The organism is Actinomadura rudentiformis, assembly GCF_008923185.1.
GTDB lineage: Bacteria > Actinomycetota > Actinomycetes > Streptosporangiales > Streptosporangiaceae > Spirillospora > Spirillospora rudentiformis.
In genome coordinates this window covers 36,036-52,979 of sequence record NZ_WBMT01000007.1, presented here as the reverse complement: position 1 = coordinate 52,979, position 16,944 = coordinate 36,036, and the positions used below count along the sequence as shown (strand labels likewise).

Genomic DNA, 16,944 nt, shown 5'->3' with positions numbered 1-16,944 from the left:
TTCTTGTCTCAGTCTGCCGGTGCACGTGCTGATCAAGCGGCCCTCCGTACACCTGCCTCCGTACACCCACCTCCGTACACACAGGAGTGAAGAATGGCACTGGACCGGAGACTCGACGTGCTCGCCGTCTGTGGCGTCGGCATGGGGTCCAGCCTCATGCTGAAGATGACGGCGGAGGACGCGCTGAGCGCGCTCGGCGTGGACGCCCGCGTGGAGAACACCGACGTCTCGACCGCGCGCGGCATGACCGCCGACGTCATCATCGGCCAGGGCATGCACACCGGCGAGATCGCCGACCTGGCCCCCATCGTCATCACGATCAGCGACTTCCTCGACAAGGAGGGCCTGGAGGAGCAGCTGCGGGTGGCGCTCAGCGAGAAGGGATGGCTGGTATGACGGAGGTCGGGGCACGCGACGCCGTGGTGGCCGCCGACTGGCGGGCCGCGGTCCGCGAGGCAGCCGTCGCGCTGGTCGAGCTGGGCGTCGCGGGACCGGACTATCCGGACGCATGCGTCAAAGTCGTCGAGCAGAACGGCCCGTACATCGTGCTCACCAAGGGGCTGGCGCTGGTGCACGCCCGTCCCGAGGACGGCGGGCTGGGAGTGGGCGTCGCGGTGACGCGGCTGGCCACGCCGGTGGAGTTCGGCCATCGGGACAACGACCCGGTCGATCTGCTGCTCGCGTTCTGCACCCCCGGCCCGGACGCGCACGTCGCCTCGCTTTCCCGCCTGGCCCGGGCGCTTTCGGGCGGGCTGGCCGACCGGCTCCGCGCGGCGGCCGACCACGACGCCCTGGCCGGTGAGCTGAAGGGGGCCCTTCCCGATGCCTGAGATCTTCCCTGAGCGGGTCCGTGCGCTGCTCGACGAGCTCGACGCGCGGTCCGCGAAGGCGATCTCCACGGCGGCGGCCCTGCTCCTCGACACCGTCGAGGCCGACGGCATCGTGCACGTGGCCGGCTCCGGGCATTCACTCGCGCTCGTCTTCGAGACGTTCTACCGGGCTGGCGGGCTGGCCCTGGTGCGGCCGATGTGGGACCCGGCGGTGCTCCCGCTGCCGGACGCCCTGCGCAGCACCCGCGCCGAACGGCAGGAGGGGCTCGGCCGCACGGTCGTCCAGGCCGCGTCGCCCGCCCCGCCGGACGTCGCCGTGGTCTTCTCGACGAGCGGCCGCAACCCCTACCCGGTCGAGATCGCCCAGGAGTGCGCGGCGCTGGGCGTGCCGGTGATCGCGGTGACGTCGCCCAAGGCGTCGATACGAGCCGCCGCCCGTACGGAGACCATGCTCGCTGACCACGCCACGGTCGTGATCGACACGACCGTGCCACCGGGCGACGTCGTCCATCCCGCGGGTGCCCCGAGGACCGCCGCGGTGTCCACGATCTTGGCGTCGTACGCCTGGTCGCGGCTGCTGGCCGACCTCGACGATCTCGCTGCCGAACGCGGTGTCGAGCCGCCGCGCTGGGTCAGCGCCAACGTGCCCGGCGGCGACGCGGTCAACCGTGGCCTGCTGGAGCGCTACCGGCACCGCATCCCCGAGCTCACGGGCGCGGCCGAGGTGCTCTCGTCGTTCCACCGGCAGGCAGGCCCTCAGTAGGCCGGCAGGCAGGCGCTCAATAGGCCCGGCAGGCAGGCGCTCAATAGGCCCGGCAGGCAGGCGCTCAATAGGCGGGGAGCGCGAGCATCCTGGCCAGCAGCCGGGAAAGGAAGACCGTCTGGCGGTGCATGAGACCGGGATCGATCTTGTCGAGATGGCCGTCGCGGGCGACCTGGACGAGGTAGGCCGGGCCGCTGATCAGCGTCGCAGTGGGGATGCCGAGCCGGTACGGGTACGTGGCCTCGCCGTAGAGACCGTTGTTGAACGGTTTGAGCACCGCCGTCCGCTCCAAGCCGTCCCGCTTGACCTGGTCGATGGCGAGGGCCGTCAGGGCGGCGCTGTTGCCGGTGCCGATCACGGCTGGCTCGGATCGTCCGGTCGGGCCGTACGCTCCGGTCGCCGGATCCTCTGCCCAGCCGAGCGCGCCGAGGTGCTCGGGAACGAGGGACGCCGCGATCCGGCTCCGGATCTCGCCGTTCCGCTTCAGCCACGCGCTCAGATCGGGCGTGTCCTGGTGCGAGTTCATGTGGTTGGGCGAGAAGACGAAGATGATGTCGCGCGGTCGCTCGGCCCGGGCCACGCGCGCGAAATACCCCGCGAGCGCCAGGATGGCGGGCACGCCGTTCTCCTCGATCGCGTTCTGCCCGTCGGTATGCGTCCCGACCATGATGGCTCCCGGCAGCGCGCCGCCGCCCTTGAGCTCGGCGGTCAGGTAGTCGATCGTGCTGTTCTTCCTGGACGCCCTGAGCGTGAGGGTGGCGGTGACGGGACCCGCGTTCATGAGATCGCGGAGGCGGCGCCCCTGGACACGGTCGAGGTGGAGCGTGGGCAGGCCGGTCTGCGGCTGCTGATGGGGCGAGTACTGCCCGCGGGCGTGTTCGGGCGCCAGATCCATGATGTCGACCATCGCGATCGCGCCGTTCCGCCTGGCGAGGTCGAGGCTGAGCTGCGCCGGTGTCGCCTGCCAGACCCGCGTGTAGTTCTCGGCGCTGAGCTCCGGCGCCAGCTTGAGGTGGCCCGCGAGAGCGGAGATCGCGCCGCCCGGCGTGATCGGATAGTCGGCCACCACGATCCGGCCGCGAACGTCCTTCCCCTGATAGTCGGCCGCCTGACCGGCTTTGACATCGACCAGCCCACCTCGTACGCCACCTGCCGGCGTCTCCCCGGAGTACGGGCGGTAGTAGGCCACCGGGACCTGGTGAGTGAGGCCGCCGGCGTCGGTCACCTTGAGGGACCACGATCGCGCTTCCCACTGGTCGAGGGGAACGGGATGGCGCCGCACGTTCAACCCGTACGACTCCAGCTGCCGCTCAACCTGGCGAAGATAGCGGCGGTGGGCCTGGCTCCCGGTGAAGCGCGGGCCGAGGTCGGACATCTCTTCGACCCAGCGGAAGAGCGTGCGCGCACTGACCAACTCCGGGGCCTTCGCCGGACCGAGCCCGGCAAGCGCCGCCCCCGCCGCACAAGCCAGAAACCGTCGCCGATGGTAAGCGGCCATGATGAGTCCCCCTGCGCCACGACCGTACTGCCGACCTTTCGCCGGCCAGCGCATTCGCGTGATCGGGCGGGTCTGGACACCAGCCGCCAGGGACGTTGAGCATGGCCTCCGACCTGGGCAAATTGTCGTACCCAACCGGCATGATGTGGTCATGACGAACGCTCCGGGGTTCACCGAGATCGACGATCAGGCTGCCTACGCCGCCGCCGTGCAGACCGCGATCACCGCCGCGGCCGCCTACTACGGCGAGGGCGACTCCCCATTGGACGACGACGCGTTCGACCGGTTGGTGCGCGGCATCGCCGCCTACGAGCAGGCGCATCCTGAGCACGTGCTGCCCGACTCTCCCACCGGCAAGGTCGCGGGCGGCGCGGTGATCGGCGACGTGCCGCACACGATCCCGATGCTCAGCCTGGACAACGTCTTCGGCGCCGACGACCTCACCTCCTGGGCCGCAGGGCTGGAACGCAGGCTGGACCGCCCGGTCGCCGTATGGAGCGTCGAGCCCAAGCTGGACGGCCTGGCGATCTCGGCTCGCTACCGCGACGGCCGCCTCGTCCAGCTCGTCACCCGCGGGGACGGCGCCGCCGGTGAGGACGTCTCGCACGCGATCGGCACGATCCTCGGCCTCCCTTCCCGGCTGAACGAGCCGCTGACCGTGGAGTTCCGCGGCGAGGTGCTGATGACCCGCGAGCAGTTCGAGGCCGCCAACGCCTCCCGGGTCGTGCACGGCGGCCCCGAGTTCGCCAACCCCCGCAGTGCCGCGGCGGGCTCCCTCCGCGCCAAGGACCGTCCGTACCAGGTCGAGATGACCTTCTTCGCCTACGGCGCCCTCCCGCTCCCCACCTCGCCGGCCGACCTGACCGAGCGCCTCGGCACGCTGCCCCACAGTCAGATCATGGAGCTCGCCGCCGGGCTCGGCGTGCAGACCAGCGCGGCCACCCCCGCCGGGGCCATCACCTGCACGACCATCACCCAGGTCCGGGAACACGTAGACAAGATCGCCGCCCTCCGCGCCGAGCTCGCCTTCGGCATCGACGGCATCGTCATCAAGGCCGACCTCGCCGCCGACCAGGAGAAGGCCGGTCTGTCCTCCCGAGCCCCCCGCTGGGCGGTCGCCTACAAACTCCCCGCCGTCGAAAAGATCACCAAGCTCCTCTCCGTCGAGTGGAACGTGGGCCGCACCGGCATCATCGCCCCCCGCGCCGTCCTGGAGCCCGTCGAGGTCGACGGCTCGGTCATCACCTACGCCACCCTCCACAACGCCGGCGACATCGCCCGCCGCGACCTGATGGTCGGCGACCACGTGACCGTCTACAAGGCCGGCGACGTCATCCCCCGCGTGGAGGCCCCCGTCACGCACCTCCGCACCGGCGACGAGACGCCCATCCACATCCCCTCAACGTGCCCACGCTGCGGCGACGCGATCGATGACTCCCAAAAACGCTGGCGCTGCGTCCGCGGCCGCACCTGCCACGCCATCGCCTCCGTCCGCTACGCCGTGGGCCGCGACCAGCTCGACATCGAGGGCCTCGGCGAAAACCGCATCGACCAGCTCGTCGAAGCCGGCCTGATCACCGACTTCGGCGACCTCTTCTCCGTCACCCGCGACCAACTCCTCGCGCTCGACCGCATGGGCGAGATCAGCACCGACAACCTCCTGGCCGCCATCGAGCAGGCCAAGGCCGAACCCCTCAACAAGGTCTTCTGCGCCCTGGGCGTCCGCGGCACAGGCCGTTCCATGTCCCGCCGCATAGCCCGCCACTTCGCCACCATGGAAGCCATCCGCGCCGCCGATGCCGAGGCCTTCCAGCAGGTCGACGGCATCGGCCCCGAAAAGGCCCCCGTCCTGGTCGAAGAGATCGCCGAGCTGGCACCCCTTATCGACAAGCTCATCGCCGCAGGCCTCACCATGACCGAACCCGGCGCCACCGCCCCCACCGAGGAACCATCGGCCGGCCTCCCCCTGGCCGGCATGTCCGTCGTCGTGACCGGCGCCATGTCCGGCCCGCTGGCCGATCTCTCCCGCAACGAGATGAACGAGCTCATCGAACGCGCCGGCGGCAAGGCCTCCTCCTCAGTCTCCGCCCGCACCTCCCTCCTGGTAGCCGGCGACAAGGCAGGCTCCAAGAAGGCCAAAGCCGAAAAGCTGGAAGTACAGATCAAAACCCCCGAAGAGTTCGCCACCCTGATAGCCGACTACCTCTGACGACACCCAGACGCCGTGCCCGCGCCCACTTTCCGGCCGGAACCTTGGCGAGAGCCGGTAGTTGCCTGGATCAGACCGGAGCGCGCTCGCCTCAATCACCGCTCTCCCTCCTGATCGCGAGTACGCGAGGGTCTGCTCGTACTGACAGATCATTGAGCGCTCGATCTCCCCGAGCCGGTATCCGGCGGCACGACCAGGTCCAGCGCCCGCCGGTCGTGATCGCGGCTTTCCGGAATGCGCCCACGACGGGTATGCCAGCGGCCGAAGTCCAGGTGAACGGTGGCTCGGCCCGCGAGGTCACCAAGCTGCTCGAACAGGTCCAGTGGAGGCGGCCTCTTCGAAGCAGCCCAGCGAGGGGATGCGCAGCCAAGGGGTGGTGCCTGTCCGAACCGATCGTCGCTGTGCCGGCTGGCGGCCCAGCTGCGCCAGTGACCTCGTCGTTCGATGAACCCCTGGAGTTACGAGGCGTGGGTGGCGACCCGTGCATCCGCTCACTGGCCAGCAGGCGGGGTATTCGTTCGCGAACCAGGCCCACGCCGTCGCATGGTTGGCTTTTCGAGTGTCACCCCCACCGATGGATGCCGGTGCGCAGGGTGGCGGTGTACAGGTAATGATCCAGAACGCGGCGGGCCGTTCGGGGTCGGCGTGAATGTGTTCGGTGGCATGGGAGCGCAGGAGGTCGTGGAAGGTCAACAGTCCCGGAAGGTGCTCGTTAACCAGGTGCGCCAGGGCCGCGGCACAGACTCGGCAGCGAGGTGAGGGGTGGGGCTACGCGCTGACGTGGCGCTTGGTGGTGGAGAAACGGCTTGCCGCGCTGTGCGCGAGGCCGGCGCTGCCGCCTCCCGATAGAGCTCACGTGCGGTGGTGGCTGTTGGGATGGTCGGCCACCTGTGGGTGTGAGTTTGCGGATCCAGCACACATTTCGTGACGGATGCGAGGTCTGCGAGTGTTGTGGCCTGGCTGGGATGCATCGACAGTGGTTGATCGCCGCTTGCTTTCATCGCTGGGGATCAGGTGGGGGTGCAGGCATCGGTGATGGCGCCGGCGTCCCAGTAGAAGGGGCGGCATTCGAGCATGCGCCCGTCTTTGACGGTGATGAGCTGCAAGATCAGGGTTTCCACTTCGCGGCCGGTGGCCCGGGCGCGGAAGCGAACCCGGTTGTGCACCACCACGGTGTCTGCATCGCCCCAGTGATGCTGTTCCAAGAATTCCATTGATTCCCAGGTCTGGCTGAAGGCGGCGAGGAATCGCTCCATGCCCTCGTGACCCCGCCATGTCCCCGTTCCGCTGAATGGCAACCCCGGAGCCTGGTGCAGAACGACCTCGGGATCCAGGTAGGCGGCGACTTCGGCGTAGTTGGCCTTGCCGTATCCACCGCTGGCGATGTAAGCGGCCTCTGCCGCATAGAACTTCTCCATGACCGACCAGGCGTCGGCTGGAGCTCGTCGATCCGCGCCCAGCGGTTCCGTTGGACTCGTTGCGATCACGGCCAGCTCCCGTTCATCGAAGTCTCTGATGTCCGGTGAACCCCGCGCGGCTCGAATGGTTGCACCCCCTTTGTTGACCCAATCAACCACCATGGGCAGTGAGCAGGACCCCTTTTCGCACCAGTGTCAGGCCAGCCCGCCCGAACATCTGCCTCTTGATCGTTCTGATGTGGTTGACGCGTCCTTCGGCCGGTCCTGAGTTCCAACGGCAGCCTGGATGACGGCATCGAGGTCCTGCTCGAGCCCTTTGGCGAAGGAGGAGGCGGCCTGGAGCCCGACACAGCGGGCCAGTATGGCCTTGAGCTGGGGCTGTTCGGCCTCGGTCAGGGAATCGGGATGGCGGGTGAGCCAGCCGGTCGGCGGGGGCGGGATGAGCGGCGCCTTGGCGGGGCGCTGCTCGCAGGTAGTGGCGAACGGTGTAGCCGAGCGCACTGATCTCCCGGAAGAGCTCGGCGAAGTTCCGCAACCGGAGTCGACGCTCCGGTGTAGGTGGAGTTTGAACGGGTCCAGCATGCTGACGTGCGGTGCCTGCCAGGGCCGTCGACCAGCTCTTGCCAGGTGATCGCGCGGGCGTAGCGTTGCACGGTGTGCCGTCCCCAGATGCCGGACGATCGCCCGGATCGGATGCCCTCCGGCCAGCAGTTCATGCACCATGGCGTGGTGCCAGCCGGTTTGCTCGGCGAACCACGGCTCTGGCGCTTCGGGCGGTTCGGACTTTAGCTTGATGGCCCCTTCGGCGAGGGCGCGGGATCTTGTTCGCGCAGGCCGAAGCGGACGCGTCGTTCGGCGGCCTTGGCGAGATTCTGCCAGGGTGGAAGCGGTCGGCGATCTGGACCGCATCCGGTGCTCCGGCGCGGGCGCCGTCAGCATAGGCACCCGAACGGCCCCCGGCAGATCACCTCGACATCAGGATGGGCAATCAGCCAGACCGCCAAGGGCTCGGCATCGCGGCCCTTAGACACTGTCTCATTTGGTGAGTTGGCGGTGGCAGATGAGTGCGGCGGCGATGCCGACGAAGGTCAGGAAGTGTTGGTTTGCGTTCGTAGCGGCGGTGCAGGCGGCGGCAGCCGTTCAGCCACGACACTGTACGTTCGACCACCCAGCGGTGTCGGCCCAGCCGGGCCGAGGATTCGATGCCGCGACGGGCGATGTGTGGCGTGATGCCGCGTTGCCGCAGCCAGTACCGCAGGTCGGCGAAGTCATAGCCCTTGTCGCCGTGCAGCTCGTCTGGCCGGCGCCATCATGGGCCGCGCCATGAGCGGATCGGAGGGATGCCTTGCAACAGCGGTTCCAAGGCGAGCTTGTCGTGGGTGTTGGCCGCCGAGATTCCGGCAGACAAGGGCAGTCCGGCACGGTTGACCAGCAGATGGATCTTCGACCCTTTCTTGCCGCGATCGAGCCGATTCGGGCCCGTCAGCTCCCCCCTTTGGCCGCCCGGACGCTGACCGAGTCGATCGCGCACCGAGACCAGTCCAGCTCACCACGCGCGCCCAGCTCATCCAGCATCAGCCGGTGCAGCTTGGCCCACACCCGCGCCGCGCTCCACTCGGTGAAACGCCGGTGCGCCGTCGGCCCCGACGGGCCGAACACCAGCGGCAATTGCTGCCACGTGCAGCCGGTGGTGGCCACAAAGATGATCGCCGCCAGCACCTCACGATCCCCATACCGACGCCGACCACCACCCTGCGGCCGCGTCGGAGCAGGTGGCACCACCCGCTGAAACAACTCCCACAACTCCTCGGGCACCAAGCGTTCGACCATCTCCACGACCGGCAGGCTACCGCCGTCACACCAAATGAGATGGCGCCTTAATCAGCTCCAGCGGGACACCGGTCATGAGCCACGGTGCCGCACTTTTGACCGCGCTTGATCGTCCACCCCGAGCACCCGCCGGGCTGGACGCGGGAGGGTCTGGGATCGCCATGACCAGCCGTAGCAGCGTCGACCTGTAGTGCGCGGGCCAGGCGCAGCCCGCCCGGCCAGCGCCACCGCGATGTCGCGCAGGATTTCCACCAGCAGCGTGGTCCTGCGGCCGTGACCGGCCGAACGTCCGCCGCAGGACGGCTCATCGCGCAATGGCCGCCGGACCGGCTCAGCGTACGCCGGCCGCCGACGGCGGTGTCGGCCAACCGTCGCCGGTAGGGCTGTGCACCCGGAACGAGGAGATCCCGCAGCTCGAGCAGGCCACCACCGCCGTGCCCAGATCCTCGCCTGGTCAGCCACCTGCTCGAATAGCTCGACCTCAACCCCACCATATGAGGGAGCAACACACCCAGACCATGATCTACGCGCCTGATCATGATCGTGCTTGCCCACTCGACTACGGATCAGTATCCGTCGCGAAATGTGTGCCAGATCCGAGCTTGCGGTGGATGAATTGACGGAGTGGGGCGATTCGTGACCGCGGGACGGCAGACGATGGCCATGGTGTGCTGCTGCTGGGCGGTGGCGCAGGTGGGTGATGTGCTGGCAGGGCTGCCAGCGCGGCTGAGGGTTCGGACCTGATTGGTAGCGATCGTGCCGGGGCGGGGGCGTCCCTGTAGGCCCGGCGTGGTGGTGCGCCGGGCTGCAGGCTGTGATGTGGGATGGCCAGGCTGCGAGGGGGTCGTGTCGGGGGTTGTCGCCGGGATCGGGTGACCGGTTGCCGCCCTTGTCGGGTTGTGCGTTAGCTGCCACGCCTGTTGCTGTTTGCCAACATGGGTCGCTCCAGGAGCCGATGGGCCGTAGAGCGATTGTGCGGGTGTGGACATGCCTGTAGGCCCGATGCGGCGGTGCGCCGGGCTGCAGGCTAGGTGTGTGGCGGTGGTCAAGCAGCGAGGTGATCGTCGTGCCAAGGGTCGGCGTCGGGATCGGGTGACCGGCTGCCTCTGCCCGGTGGGGGCCCCTGTCTGGATCTGGCGATCCCGTCGGGTGGTAGCGCCCGGTACCGGTAGCGTCCGTCGGTCTTGGTGATCTGCATTTGGCCGGGGTGGGTGTGTTTCCACCGGTTGTGCCACCCGCAGCACAAGGTCAGCTTGTCGATGTCGGTGGGACTGTCGCCGAGTGCCCATCCGTTGACGTGGTCGACTTCGCACAAGAAGCCGGGGACCTCGCAGCCCTGGACGGCGCAGGTGTCGTACAGGGTTTCCAGGACGCGGCGCTGTCCTGCGCTGGCGATGCGGACCGCGTGGCCGAGGTAGAGCGGCTCGTGGTCCGGGCCCAGGATCAGGGGTGAGATCCTGGCGGCCAGTGCTAGGCGCCGCACCTGCGCGGCCGGGATCGGCGTGCCATCACGCAGCCACCCCGGCTGGTCGTCCCCGGTCAGGGTGTCCAGGCGGGCGATGACGGTGATGCGGGTGTTGCGGTGCCCGCCCGACAGCACGGTGGTCAGGGCGGCGGCGGTGCGTTCGGCCAGATCGCGGCGGTCGTCGCTGCCGGCGGGCTTGGCCAACGGCGCCAGGGTGCCATCCAGGAGGGCGGTGTCTTCGGGATTGAGCCAGCCCTTGACATAGCAGCCACCATCCAACGACCGGCTCACCGCCAGCCACGACCGCTCATACCCACGCCGCACATCCTCCGGCGGCCCATCGTCACCGTTCCGTTCGGTCACCAGGTCATGAATCTTGTTACCGAGCCGCGCGACCTTCCCCGCCGACAACCCCTCGCTTGTCGCCTGCAGCAGGATGTCCTCGGCCGTCGCGCAGTTCTCATCGCTCAGGCGGTGGACGGCGTCGGCGATGGTCGCGGCATACCCATACGACAGACCACCAGTGGCCATTCGCGCGGTCACCCGGTGCAGGCGGGGGAGTTGCCGGGCCAGGGTGATGCGTTCTTTGGCGCGGCCTTCGCGCATGCCCATGCGGCACCGCAACCACGCCTGAGTGGAGGCGAAACCCCAGTGCTTCATTTCACCGGTCTGCTCCACCACCGTGATTAACCCGGCGAGTGCGTATTCGGTTTGGTCGATGGCGGTGGCCAATTGCTCGGCCAGTTCCATGCATGCCGATCCCGAATCCGGAGCGGCTCGTTGCGCGAGGTGGGTGGCGATCGTGGCTGACGCTTCCACCAGTTGCTCGGTGGAAGCGGTAGAAAGATCCACAATCGAATCCATGCTGTTATTTTATCGTCACGTTCAGTCATATGGCAAGGTGTTGGATGGTTATTGACGGCCGTATCTGGCCAACGATTTGCCGATGTCGATTTGAGGGGTTTTGTGCAAGGGGCTTTGTTGCTCAGCGACGGGTGAATTGGAGGCCGAGCCGATATCATCGCCCCGGATAAGTGTGTCTCCGTAGTCGTTGTTGATGGTTGATCGGCTGAATTGCCGTCCCCCGGTTGGTGCGTGGTTGAGGGCGGATGAGTCGGGGGTTAAGCCGGCTGAGCGAGGTGGGCGGTTGAGCGGTGCCGAATTGACCCGTTGGTGGGCGTCTGCGGGTTTGGTGTGTTTGCTGTCGCGTTGGTTGCGGTTGCGGTTGCGGAAGCTTAAGCCAGGCGCGAAGGGTGAGGGTGGGCGACCTGGCTCTGTCACCGAGAACCAGCACCAGATGTCGTTGGGTTCGGGCACCAGCTGGTGATTAACAGGGCGAAAATGTCGATGAGATTCAATTCGGCCCGGGCGAAGCCCGGGCCGAAGATCGCGTGTGGTGGGGGTCAGTTCGTGTTCTGTTCCGGCCTCGGGGAGCAATGGAACAGTGGTTGGCGTTATGCATTGACCGACGCCATGGACGCCGTTGACGGCGGGCGTTCCCGCCGGTTACCCGTGCTTGTCCGGTTCGGCGTCGGCGAAGGCGCGGTATCCGCCGAGATCTCGGGCTGGGCGAGGACGTCGCCGCGGTGTACGACTCGGACCCGGGGCCATCATCGGATGCTGATCCGCCGGCGTAGCGAGGTCGTGTCGGACATTCAGCAAGACCGCCGTCGTCATCACCGCGAAGTCCGCCGGGCGCAAGGTTTTCGGCCTCGCCACCGCGGGCGTCCGTCTCGCTTGACCTCTTGCGCGTCAGTCCGGCAGCCAGTGCAACTCGTGCGCCAGGGTTTTGGCGACGGCACGGATGCGGCGGTGTAGCGGCGACTGCTCGCGGGGGAGGACCAGGTGGATCGTCATGCTGGGCGCGCCCCGCAGCGGTCGCCAGGTGAGACCGGCCGGTTGTGCCGTGGCCGCGGCTTCTCCGGCCGGGGCGAGGGTGACCCCGTCGCGCAGGTCGCGCTGAGACATGTCGAAAGAGACTGCGGGCGTGTGGAATCGGGGGTGTGGTCGGGTGTCTCGGAACAGTGCGGACAGCTGATCGTGGATCACGGGATTGGCCGCACGGTCCGGGAGTCGCAGCGGATACGCGGCCGCGTCGGCGATCTCGATCTCCGGGTGTTCGGCCAGCGGATGGTGCTGCGCCAGCTGGACCCCGATGCGCGCACGCCGCAGCAGGAATCGGCGCACGCCACGGCCCGGCTGTTCACCACGGGTGATCCCGGCATCGATGCGGCCGTCGGCGACCGCAGGGGAGATCTCCGGTGTCGCCATCGGGACCGCGCCGACTTCGAGTCCGCTGTTGCCGCGAATCAGCCTGTCCACCAGGGCCGGTGCCGTCTCGGCCCCGGCGCTGAGGCTGTATCCGATGCGCAGCGTGCCCAGTTCACCGGCCGCCGCGCTCCGGGCGGCGCCCCATGCCCGGTCCAGCGCCGCCAGCGCGGGCGGCGCGGACTCCGCCAAAGCCGCACCGGCCGTGGTCAGTACGACGCTACGCGTGTTGCGGACCAGCAGGGCCGTACCGAGTTCCGCCTCCAATCGGCGCATCCGGGCGCTGAGAGCGGGCTGTGCGATACCGATCCGTGCGGCCGCGCGGGTGAAGTTCAACTCCTGCGCTAGCACCAGGAAGTACCGCAGGCTCACCGTATCCGGCGCCACGTGCCCTCCCCGCCGATTGATAACGATCCGTTCTGAGGCTATCCCGTACCGGTCTTTCCCCCGACCGCACATCAAGCCCTAACCTGCGCATATGACGATTCAACTGACCGAAGTACCCGTCGGCGGGATCGATCGATCTGAGTGTCAATTCGAAGTCGGACGTGTCCGGCCGAACACTGGAGGTTTCCATGGCTAAGGGCTACTGGGTCAGTGTCTACCCCGCCATTTCCGACCGTGAGAGGCTGGCTGCCTACGACAAGCTGGCCGGTCCGGCTGTCCAGGCTGGGGGCGGGCGCGTCCTGTCCCTCCTCCCGTCCCTTGGCGGTCGAGTCGTCGCCCACGAGGCCGGAATCCCGCAACGCGTCGTTCTGATCGAGTTCGACAGCTTTGAACAGGCCGTCGCGGCGTACGAGAGCGAGGCATACCAGAAGGCGCTGGTGGCCTTCCCCGACGGCGTCGAGCGCGACTTCCGCATCATCGAAGGCATCGACTGACCGGCGGGCCCAGCCATCGCTGAGCATCCGTCACCTGATACGCACACGGTGCTGAACGACGACTCACGAGACGCATGCCCCGCGTCCCAGTTCGTCGTCGACGACCTCGATGGCCTGGATTCCTGTCGGGCGGATCGAAGAAGCGATGCGACGTCCGGGGCAGCTGGACGGTCTCGCTGACCTCGTCGACGAAACTCACCCTCGTGGCTCTGTCACCGAGAACCAGCAGCAGATGTCGTTGGGTTCGGGCTCTAGTTGGTGATCAACAGGGCGAAATGTCGATGAGATTCAGCACCGAAGATCGCGTGTGGTGGGGGTCAGTTCGTGTTCTGTTCGGCGCGTGCGCGGCTCTGGGCGAGGCGGTAGGAGTCGGTGCCGGTTTCGATGATGGTGCCGTTGAAGGTGAGGCGGTCGACGATGGCGGCGGTTATCTCGACCGGCAGTGGTGGGGGCTCCCTGGCAGGAGGGGAGGTGAGTCGTGGACAGGTGTCCATGACAGCCGCAGGCCTGTCTAGGTGTGGCGAGTCGGTGTGTTCGTGGTTCGGCAGAATGGTCGTGTGCTTGCCGAGTGGGACGAGGCCTGGCTGGGGTTGACCAAGGGATCGGTTCGGGTGATGGAGAGTCAGCCCGGCTGGTCGGAGGTGTATGAGCAGCTTGCGTCGGCACTGCGTCCTGCTCTGGGTGTTCTGGCGATCGCTGTTGAGCACGTCGGGTCGACCTCGGTGCCAGGGCTTCCGGCCAAGCCGATCGTGGACATCGCGGTCGGCTTGGCTGCAGGTGCGCAGCTTGTCGACGTTGTGGACGCCGTGACCGCGCTGGGTTATGAATTCCGTGGCGATAAGGGCGAAGAGATCGGGCGGTTGTTCGTTCTGGAGCCTCGACCGCATTATCGTGTCGCGCACGTTCATGCGGTGCGGCATGGTGGCCTGCAATGGCGGGAGTATCTGGCGTTCCGGGATCGGCTTGGTTCCGATTCGGCTGCGCATCGGGCCTATGCCCAGCTCAAGCGCCAGCTTGCCGTGAAGTATGCCGATGATCGTCAGGCGTATACGGCGGCGAAAACGTCCCTGGTCAGAGAGTTGTTGTCCGACGCATAGCCGCCGTCGGCGAGTGTGTCGGCGAAGGGTTCAGAACGGCTGTGCCGCAGAGCTCTTTGTGGCTTGGCGGAGGTGCCCATGAGCACGTGCAAGGTCCTGTCTGAGCTGCAGATTTTCCGCTCGCAGCCGAGTGAGTGTCTGATGGGCCAGCTCGAGTCGACGTCTCAGGGATTCGACGCCGGCCCGGCTGTCGGTCGTCGAGGTTCGTGAAACGGGTCGACGGGTGTGCTGTTGGGCCTGGTCGATCTGGGCCCGAAGGTCCGGCTGGGTGTAGATCCATGACCGCGACACTGCAGCCTTGCCAGCCAGGCGGGCGATCGTGATGGGTTCACCGGTCTTGATCATGTCGGTCAGCGCCGTCTGAGCTCGCTGGGGGCCTGCTCGTGGCGGGCTCGGGCGTGTTCGGCCAGCCGACCGGCGCGGTCAGACGGCATCGCTGTCCTCCAGATCGTGCGGCGTTGCAGTCGAGCAGCGACACGATGACGAACAGTTCGTGCCGCTGTTGGTGGAGCAAGCGGTGAGGCCGGAGATGATGGCGAGCAGGTTCTTCCCGCAGATCATGCGCATACGCCTTCACCGGCAGCACCCGTGCCCCTCGAAGAACGCCTCCTGCCCACCGCAGGCGAACACGCGGCGCACCGCCTTGCCCGAATACGACAACCGCAACGCGAACAAGCAGAGCTTGACCCTCTCTCCGGCCAGCCGGACGGTCACGTCCCCGAAGTCGACCTCGGCCTCCACTCCGGGCTGGTGCGACTGCGGCACGAACGCCTGAGAAGGGCCCCGGCCGGTCTCAATGCGGATCTCCCTCCGCCGGGTCGCGACATGGTCGCGGACCATCGCGTAGGACACATCCACCACTTCGTGCTCGTCGACCAGCCGGTCGAAGATCCGTTTCACGGTGTGCCGCTGCTTGCGCGGCGCATCCAGATCAGCCCGCAACATCTGATTCACCAGCGGCTTGTAGGGATCCAGCCGGGTCTTGCGGGGCATCATCTTCTTGCGCGGCCCGTGTCACGCCGACCTCAGCGCCTTGGCAACCGTCCGCCGACCAACGCCGTACTTGTGCTCCAGAGCCCGGCCCGACATCCCCGCGGCAGCGTCACGACGGATCGCCGCATACAACGCGGCCTTGTCTGCCTGCGACGTCACGACGCCCTCCTCACGCGGAGTAGCACCCGAATCATCGCACCGTAGCCACCAGCGTGGTGTCAGAACTCATCGACATCACCCACCCTGCGGTCACAACTCACCGACAAACGCGGTCGCCTCTCGGTGACATAGCCAGCGACCGCCGGGGTCGCGCAAATCTCCGCGCTCCTCGCGGCTTAAGGTCCGAACATCAGCCCCCCAGGAGACCTGCGCCTTTCGAAGGTGCCTTGTCCGCCCGACTACCTTCTTATCGCTGCCGCTTTTAGGCCTTTAGCCCGTTCCTGCCGGTTTTCGGGCGGGGATGCCGAGCCAGAGGGGTGACCGCTGCCGAACAACCGCGAAGCGGCACAGCAGTAACCCACAGATGCACATAACCGCCAGGCAGGCGCAGGCCCCAAGTTTCTGCCACTTCTTCTTTGCCGCCGATGTTTGAAGCGATGATGCGCCAATCTGCAGTTGGGTGACTGCACCAGCCAAAGGGGGTGACCGTGGCCGCCAATACTCATCCACACCTCGTAGCGTGTCGTTTCCAGCATGGCGGGTGAGCTGTCGGCGATGGTCGGCAGGAGGGATCCGCTGCCCATTGCGGTATCGCGAGGTTCTCTGCGTAGCAGCCGGTTTCCGAGTCGTTTGGTTGGCGGAAAAGTATCGATAGCACATACGTGGTTGGCGGGCTGGAAGTGAAGGGTTCGCCTTTCGTTCGGTGGACGCGGCCAGGGTTGTGTCAGTGATCGCCTGGCGGGTTGATATGGTCGCCGATTACTTGAAAGGCGGAATTTGGCTGCGGTGGGCCCTAGTGTCTCGTGATTCCGCTGACGGAATCACGAGACACTAGCGGAGCCGTTCGTCCAGACGTTCTCTTAGGGGTGCGTATTCATACTCAGGAAACAGTTCTGAGAACACGGTAAGCATGTCTTCGAGTTTACTGGCAATGTGCCTGAATTCACGGTCACCGAGTGAAACATCACAGAAAAGGTAGTGCCAGCCGGAGGTTCCCTTGGTGATGGTCAGTGCGGCCAGGTAATCGCAGTAATCGATGTCCATTTTGAATGCCCCAATGCGGAAGTCGTGAAACCAGACCTCCGGTAGTGGCATATCGGGTTTTATGCGTAGCGCTGCAAATGTTCCCGTCCCGCTCCCGGGGTGGTGATCGATGACGCGGAGCTCGGAATAGAGTTGCCGCTCAAACGGGGTTTCTCCCCAATCGATGTCCGGCGCGTTGGCGTTCATGGATGTGAGGATATGGCGAATGGTGAACTCGCCTGTCAACTGGATCCCTGGGCGCTCGATCCGCCAATGACTGGAGAACCAATTAAATCGGACGAAGCATCGCTGGAGAGAATGATCCAGGGAGATTCCGTGCCATATGGAGATCTTTTCAAAAGCCTCCCGGACGTCGCCATATTCTTCGATAATCTGACCCGGCTTGGCAGAGAAAATCTGCACGTGCGGATTTTCCGTCAGCTGTCCGTGCATCGCCAGCAGGCGGGTCTCGCACTCGGTGAGAACGGCCATCGGCGCACCTCGCTTTCT

Annotated in this window: 14 protein-coding genes and 2 pseudogenes; 6 read left to right on the top strand and 10 right to left on the bottom strand. The window is 66.8% G+C overall.

What is annotated here, in order from left to right:
* Positions 1–93 precede the first annotated feature (93 nt).
* The 3 genes from F8566_RS15915 to F8566_RS15905 are packed head-to-tail and all read left to right on the top strand — an operon-like array spanning position 94 to position 1,593.
* Positions 94–396, top strand: coding sequence for a PTS sugar transporter subunit IIB (locus F8566_RS15915; protein ID WP_192809695.1), 303 nt, complete (start codon positions 94–96; stop codon positions 394–396).
* Positions 393–830: a PTS sugar transporter subunit IIA gene (locus tag F8566_RS15910; RefSeq protein ID WP_192809694.1), complete on the top strand. Its 438-nt coding sequence runs from the start codon at positions 393–395 to the stop codon at positions 828–830. The genes F8566_RS15915 and F8566_RS15910 overlap by 4 nt, the downstream gene beginning before the upstream one ends.
* Positions 823–1,593, top strand: coding sequence for a sugar isomerase domain-containing protein (locus F8566_RS15905; protein ID WP_151561024.1), 771 nt, complete (start codon positions 823–825; stop codon positions 1,591–1,593). Before F8566_RS15910 ends, F8566_RS15905 begins: the two co-directional genes overlap by 8 nt.
* A 64-nt stretch (positions 1,594–1,657) precedes the next feature.
* Here F8566_RS15905 and F8566_RS15900 read toward each other — a convergent pair whose 3' ends face one another.
* Positions 1,658–3,091 carry a hypothetical protein gene (locus F8566_RS15900; RefSeq protein ID WP_225993224.1) on the bottom strand — a complete coding sequence of 478 codons (1,434 nt, stop codon included), beginning with the start codon at positions 3,089–3,091 and terminating at the stop codon, positions 1,658–1,660.
* A 151-nt stretch (positions 3,092–3,242) separates the two neighbouring features.
* On the opposite strand from F8566_RS15900, the gene ligA reads away from it, so the two are divergent.
* Positions 3,243–5,300 carry an NAD-dependent DNA ligase LigA gene (gene ligA / locus F8566_RS15895; protein WP_151561023.1) on the top strand — a complete coding sequence of 686 codons (2,058 nt, stop codon included), beginning with the start codon at positions 3,243–3,245 and terminating at the stop codon, positions 5,298–5,300.
* 1,010 nt (positions 5,301–6,310) lie between these two features.
* On the opposite strand, the gene F8566_RS15890 is transcribed toward ligA, so the two are convergent.
* The 5 genes and pseudogenes from F8566_RS15890 to F8566_RS15865 all read right to left on the bottom strand — a co-directional run bounded on the left by F8566_RS15890 (position 6,311) and on the right by F8566_RS15865 (position 12,668).
* On the bottom strand, positions 6,311–6,880 hold the full coding sequence (locus F8566_RS15890; protein WP_225993223.1) for a nuclear transport factor 2 family protein: 570 nt from the start codon (positions 6,878–6,880) through the stop codon (positions 6,311–6,313).
* 33 nt (positions 6,881–6,913) lie between these two features.
* Entirely contained in the window at positions 6,914–7,219 is a 306-nt protein-coding gene (locus F8566_RS15885) for a hypothetical protein (RefSeq protein WP_151561022.1), read from the bottom strand.
* Positions 7,220–7,753: 534 nt separating this feature from the next.
* Positions 7,754–8,548 (bottom strand): annotated as a pseudogene (locus F8566_RS15880) (IS5 family transposase).
* 1,045 nt (positions 8,549–9,593) lie between these two features.
* Entirely contained in the window at positions 9,594–10,877 is a 1,284-nt protein-coding gene (locus F8566_RS15875; protein WP_151561021.1) for an HNH endonuclease signature motif containing protein, read from the bottom strand.
* Positions 10,878–11,765: 888 nt separating this feature from the next.
* On the bottom strand, positions 11,766–12,668 hold the full coding sequence (locus F8566_RS15865; RefSeq protein ID WP_151561020.1) for a LysR family transcriptional regulator: 903 nt from the start codon (positions 12,666–12,668) through the stop codon (positions 11,766–11,768).
* 188 nt (positions 12,669–12,856) lie between these two features.
* Between F8566_RS15865 and F8566_RS15860 the strand changes: the two genes are divergently transcribed.
* Positions 12,857–13,162: a DUF1330 domain-containing protein gene (locus tag F8566_RS15860; RefSeq protein WP_151561019.1), complete on the top strand. Its 306-nt coding sequence runs from the start codon at positions 12,857–12,859 to the stop codon at positions 13,160–13,162.
* Between the two features lie 317 nt (positions 13,163–13,479).
* On the opposite strand, the gene F8566_RS52635 is transcribed toward F8566_RS15860, so the two are convergent.
* Positions 13,480–13,656 carry a hypothetical protein gene (locus tag F8566_RS52635; protein WP_318836411.1) on the bottom strand — a complete coding sequence of 59 codons (177 nt, stop codon included), beginning with the start codon at positions 13,654–13,656 and terminating at the stop codon, positions 13,480–13,482.
* 63 nt (positions 13,657–13,719) lie between these two features.
* Here F8566_RS52635 and F8566_RS15850 point away from each other — a divergent pair, with 63 nt between their 5' ends.
* Positions 13,720–14,259 (top strand): GrpB family protein, encoded by a 540-nt coding sequence (locus F8566_RS15850; RefSeq protein ID WP_151561018.1) that lies wholly within the window; start codon positions 13,720–13,722, stop codon positions 14,257–14,259.
* Between the two features lie 30 nt (positions 14,260–14,289).
* Here F8566_RS15850 and F8566_RS52940 read toward each other — a convergent pair.
* From F8566_RS52940 to F8566_RS15840, 3 genes and pseudogenes are all read right to left on the bottom strand, one after another.
* A pseudogene (locus F8566_RS52940) lies at positions 14,290–14,619 on the bottom strand (DUF6262 family protein); the annotation flags it as partial.
* A 213-nt stretch (positions 14,620–14,832) separates the two neighbouring features.
* Positions 14,833–15,255, bottom strand: coding sequence for a hypothetical protein (locus F8566_RS15845; protein WP_225993222.1), 423 nt, complete (start codon positions 15,253–15,255; stop codon positions 14,833–14,835).
* Between the two features lie 987 nt (positions 15,256–16,242).
* Entirely contained in the window at positions 16,243–16,926 is a 684-nt protein-coding gene (locus F8566_RS15840; RefSeq protein WP_151561017.1) for a hypothetical protein, read from the bottom strand.
* Between the last annotated feature and the right edge of the window lie 18 nt (positions 16,927–16,944).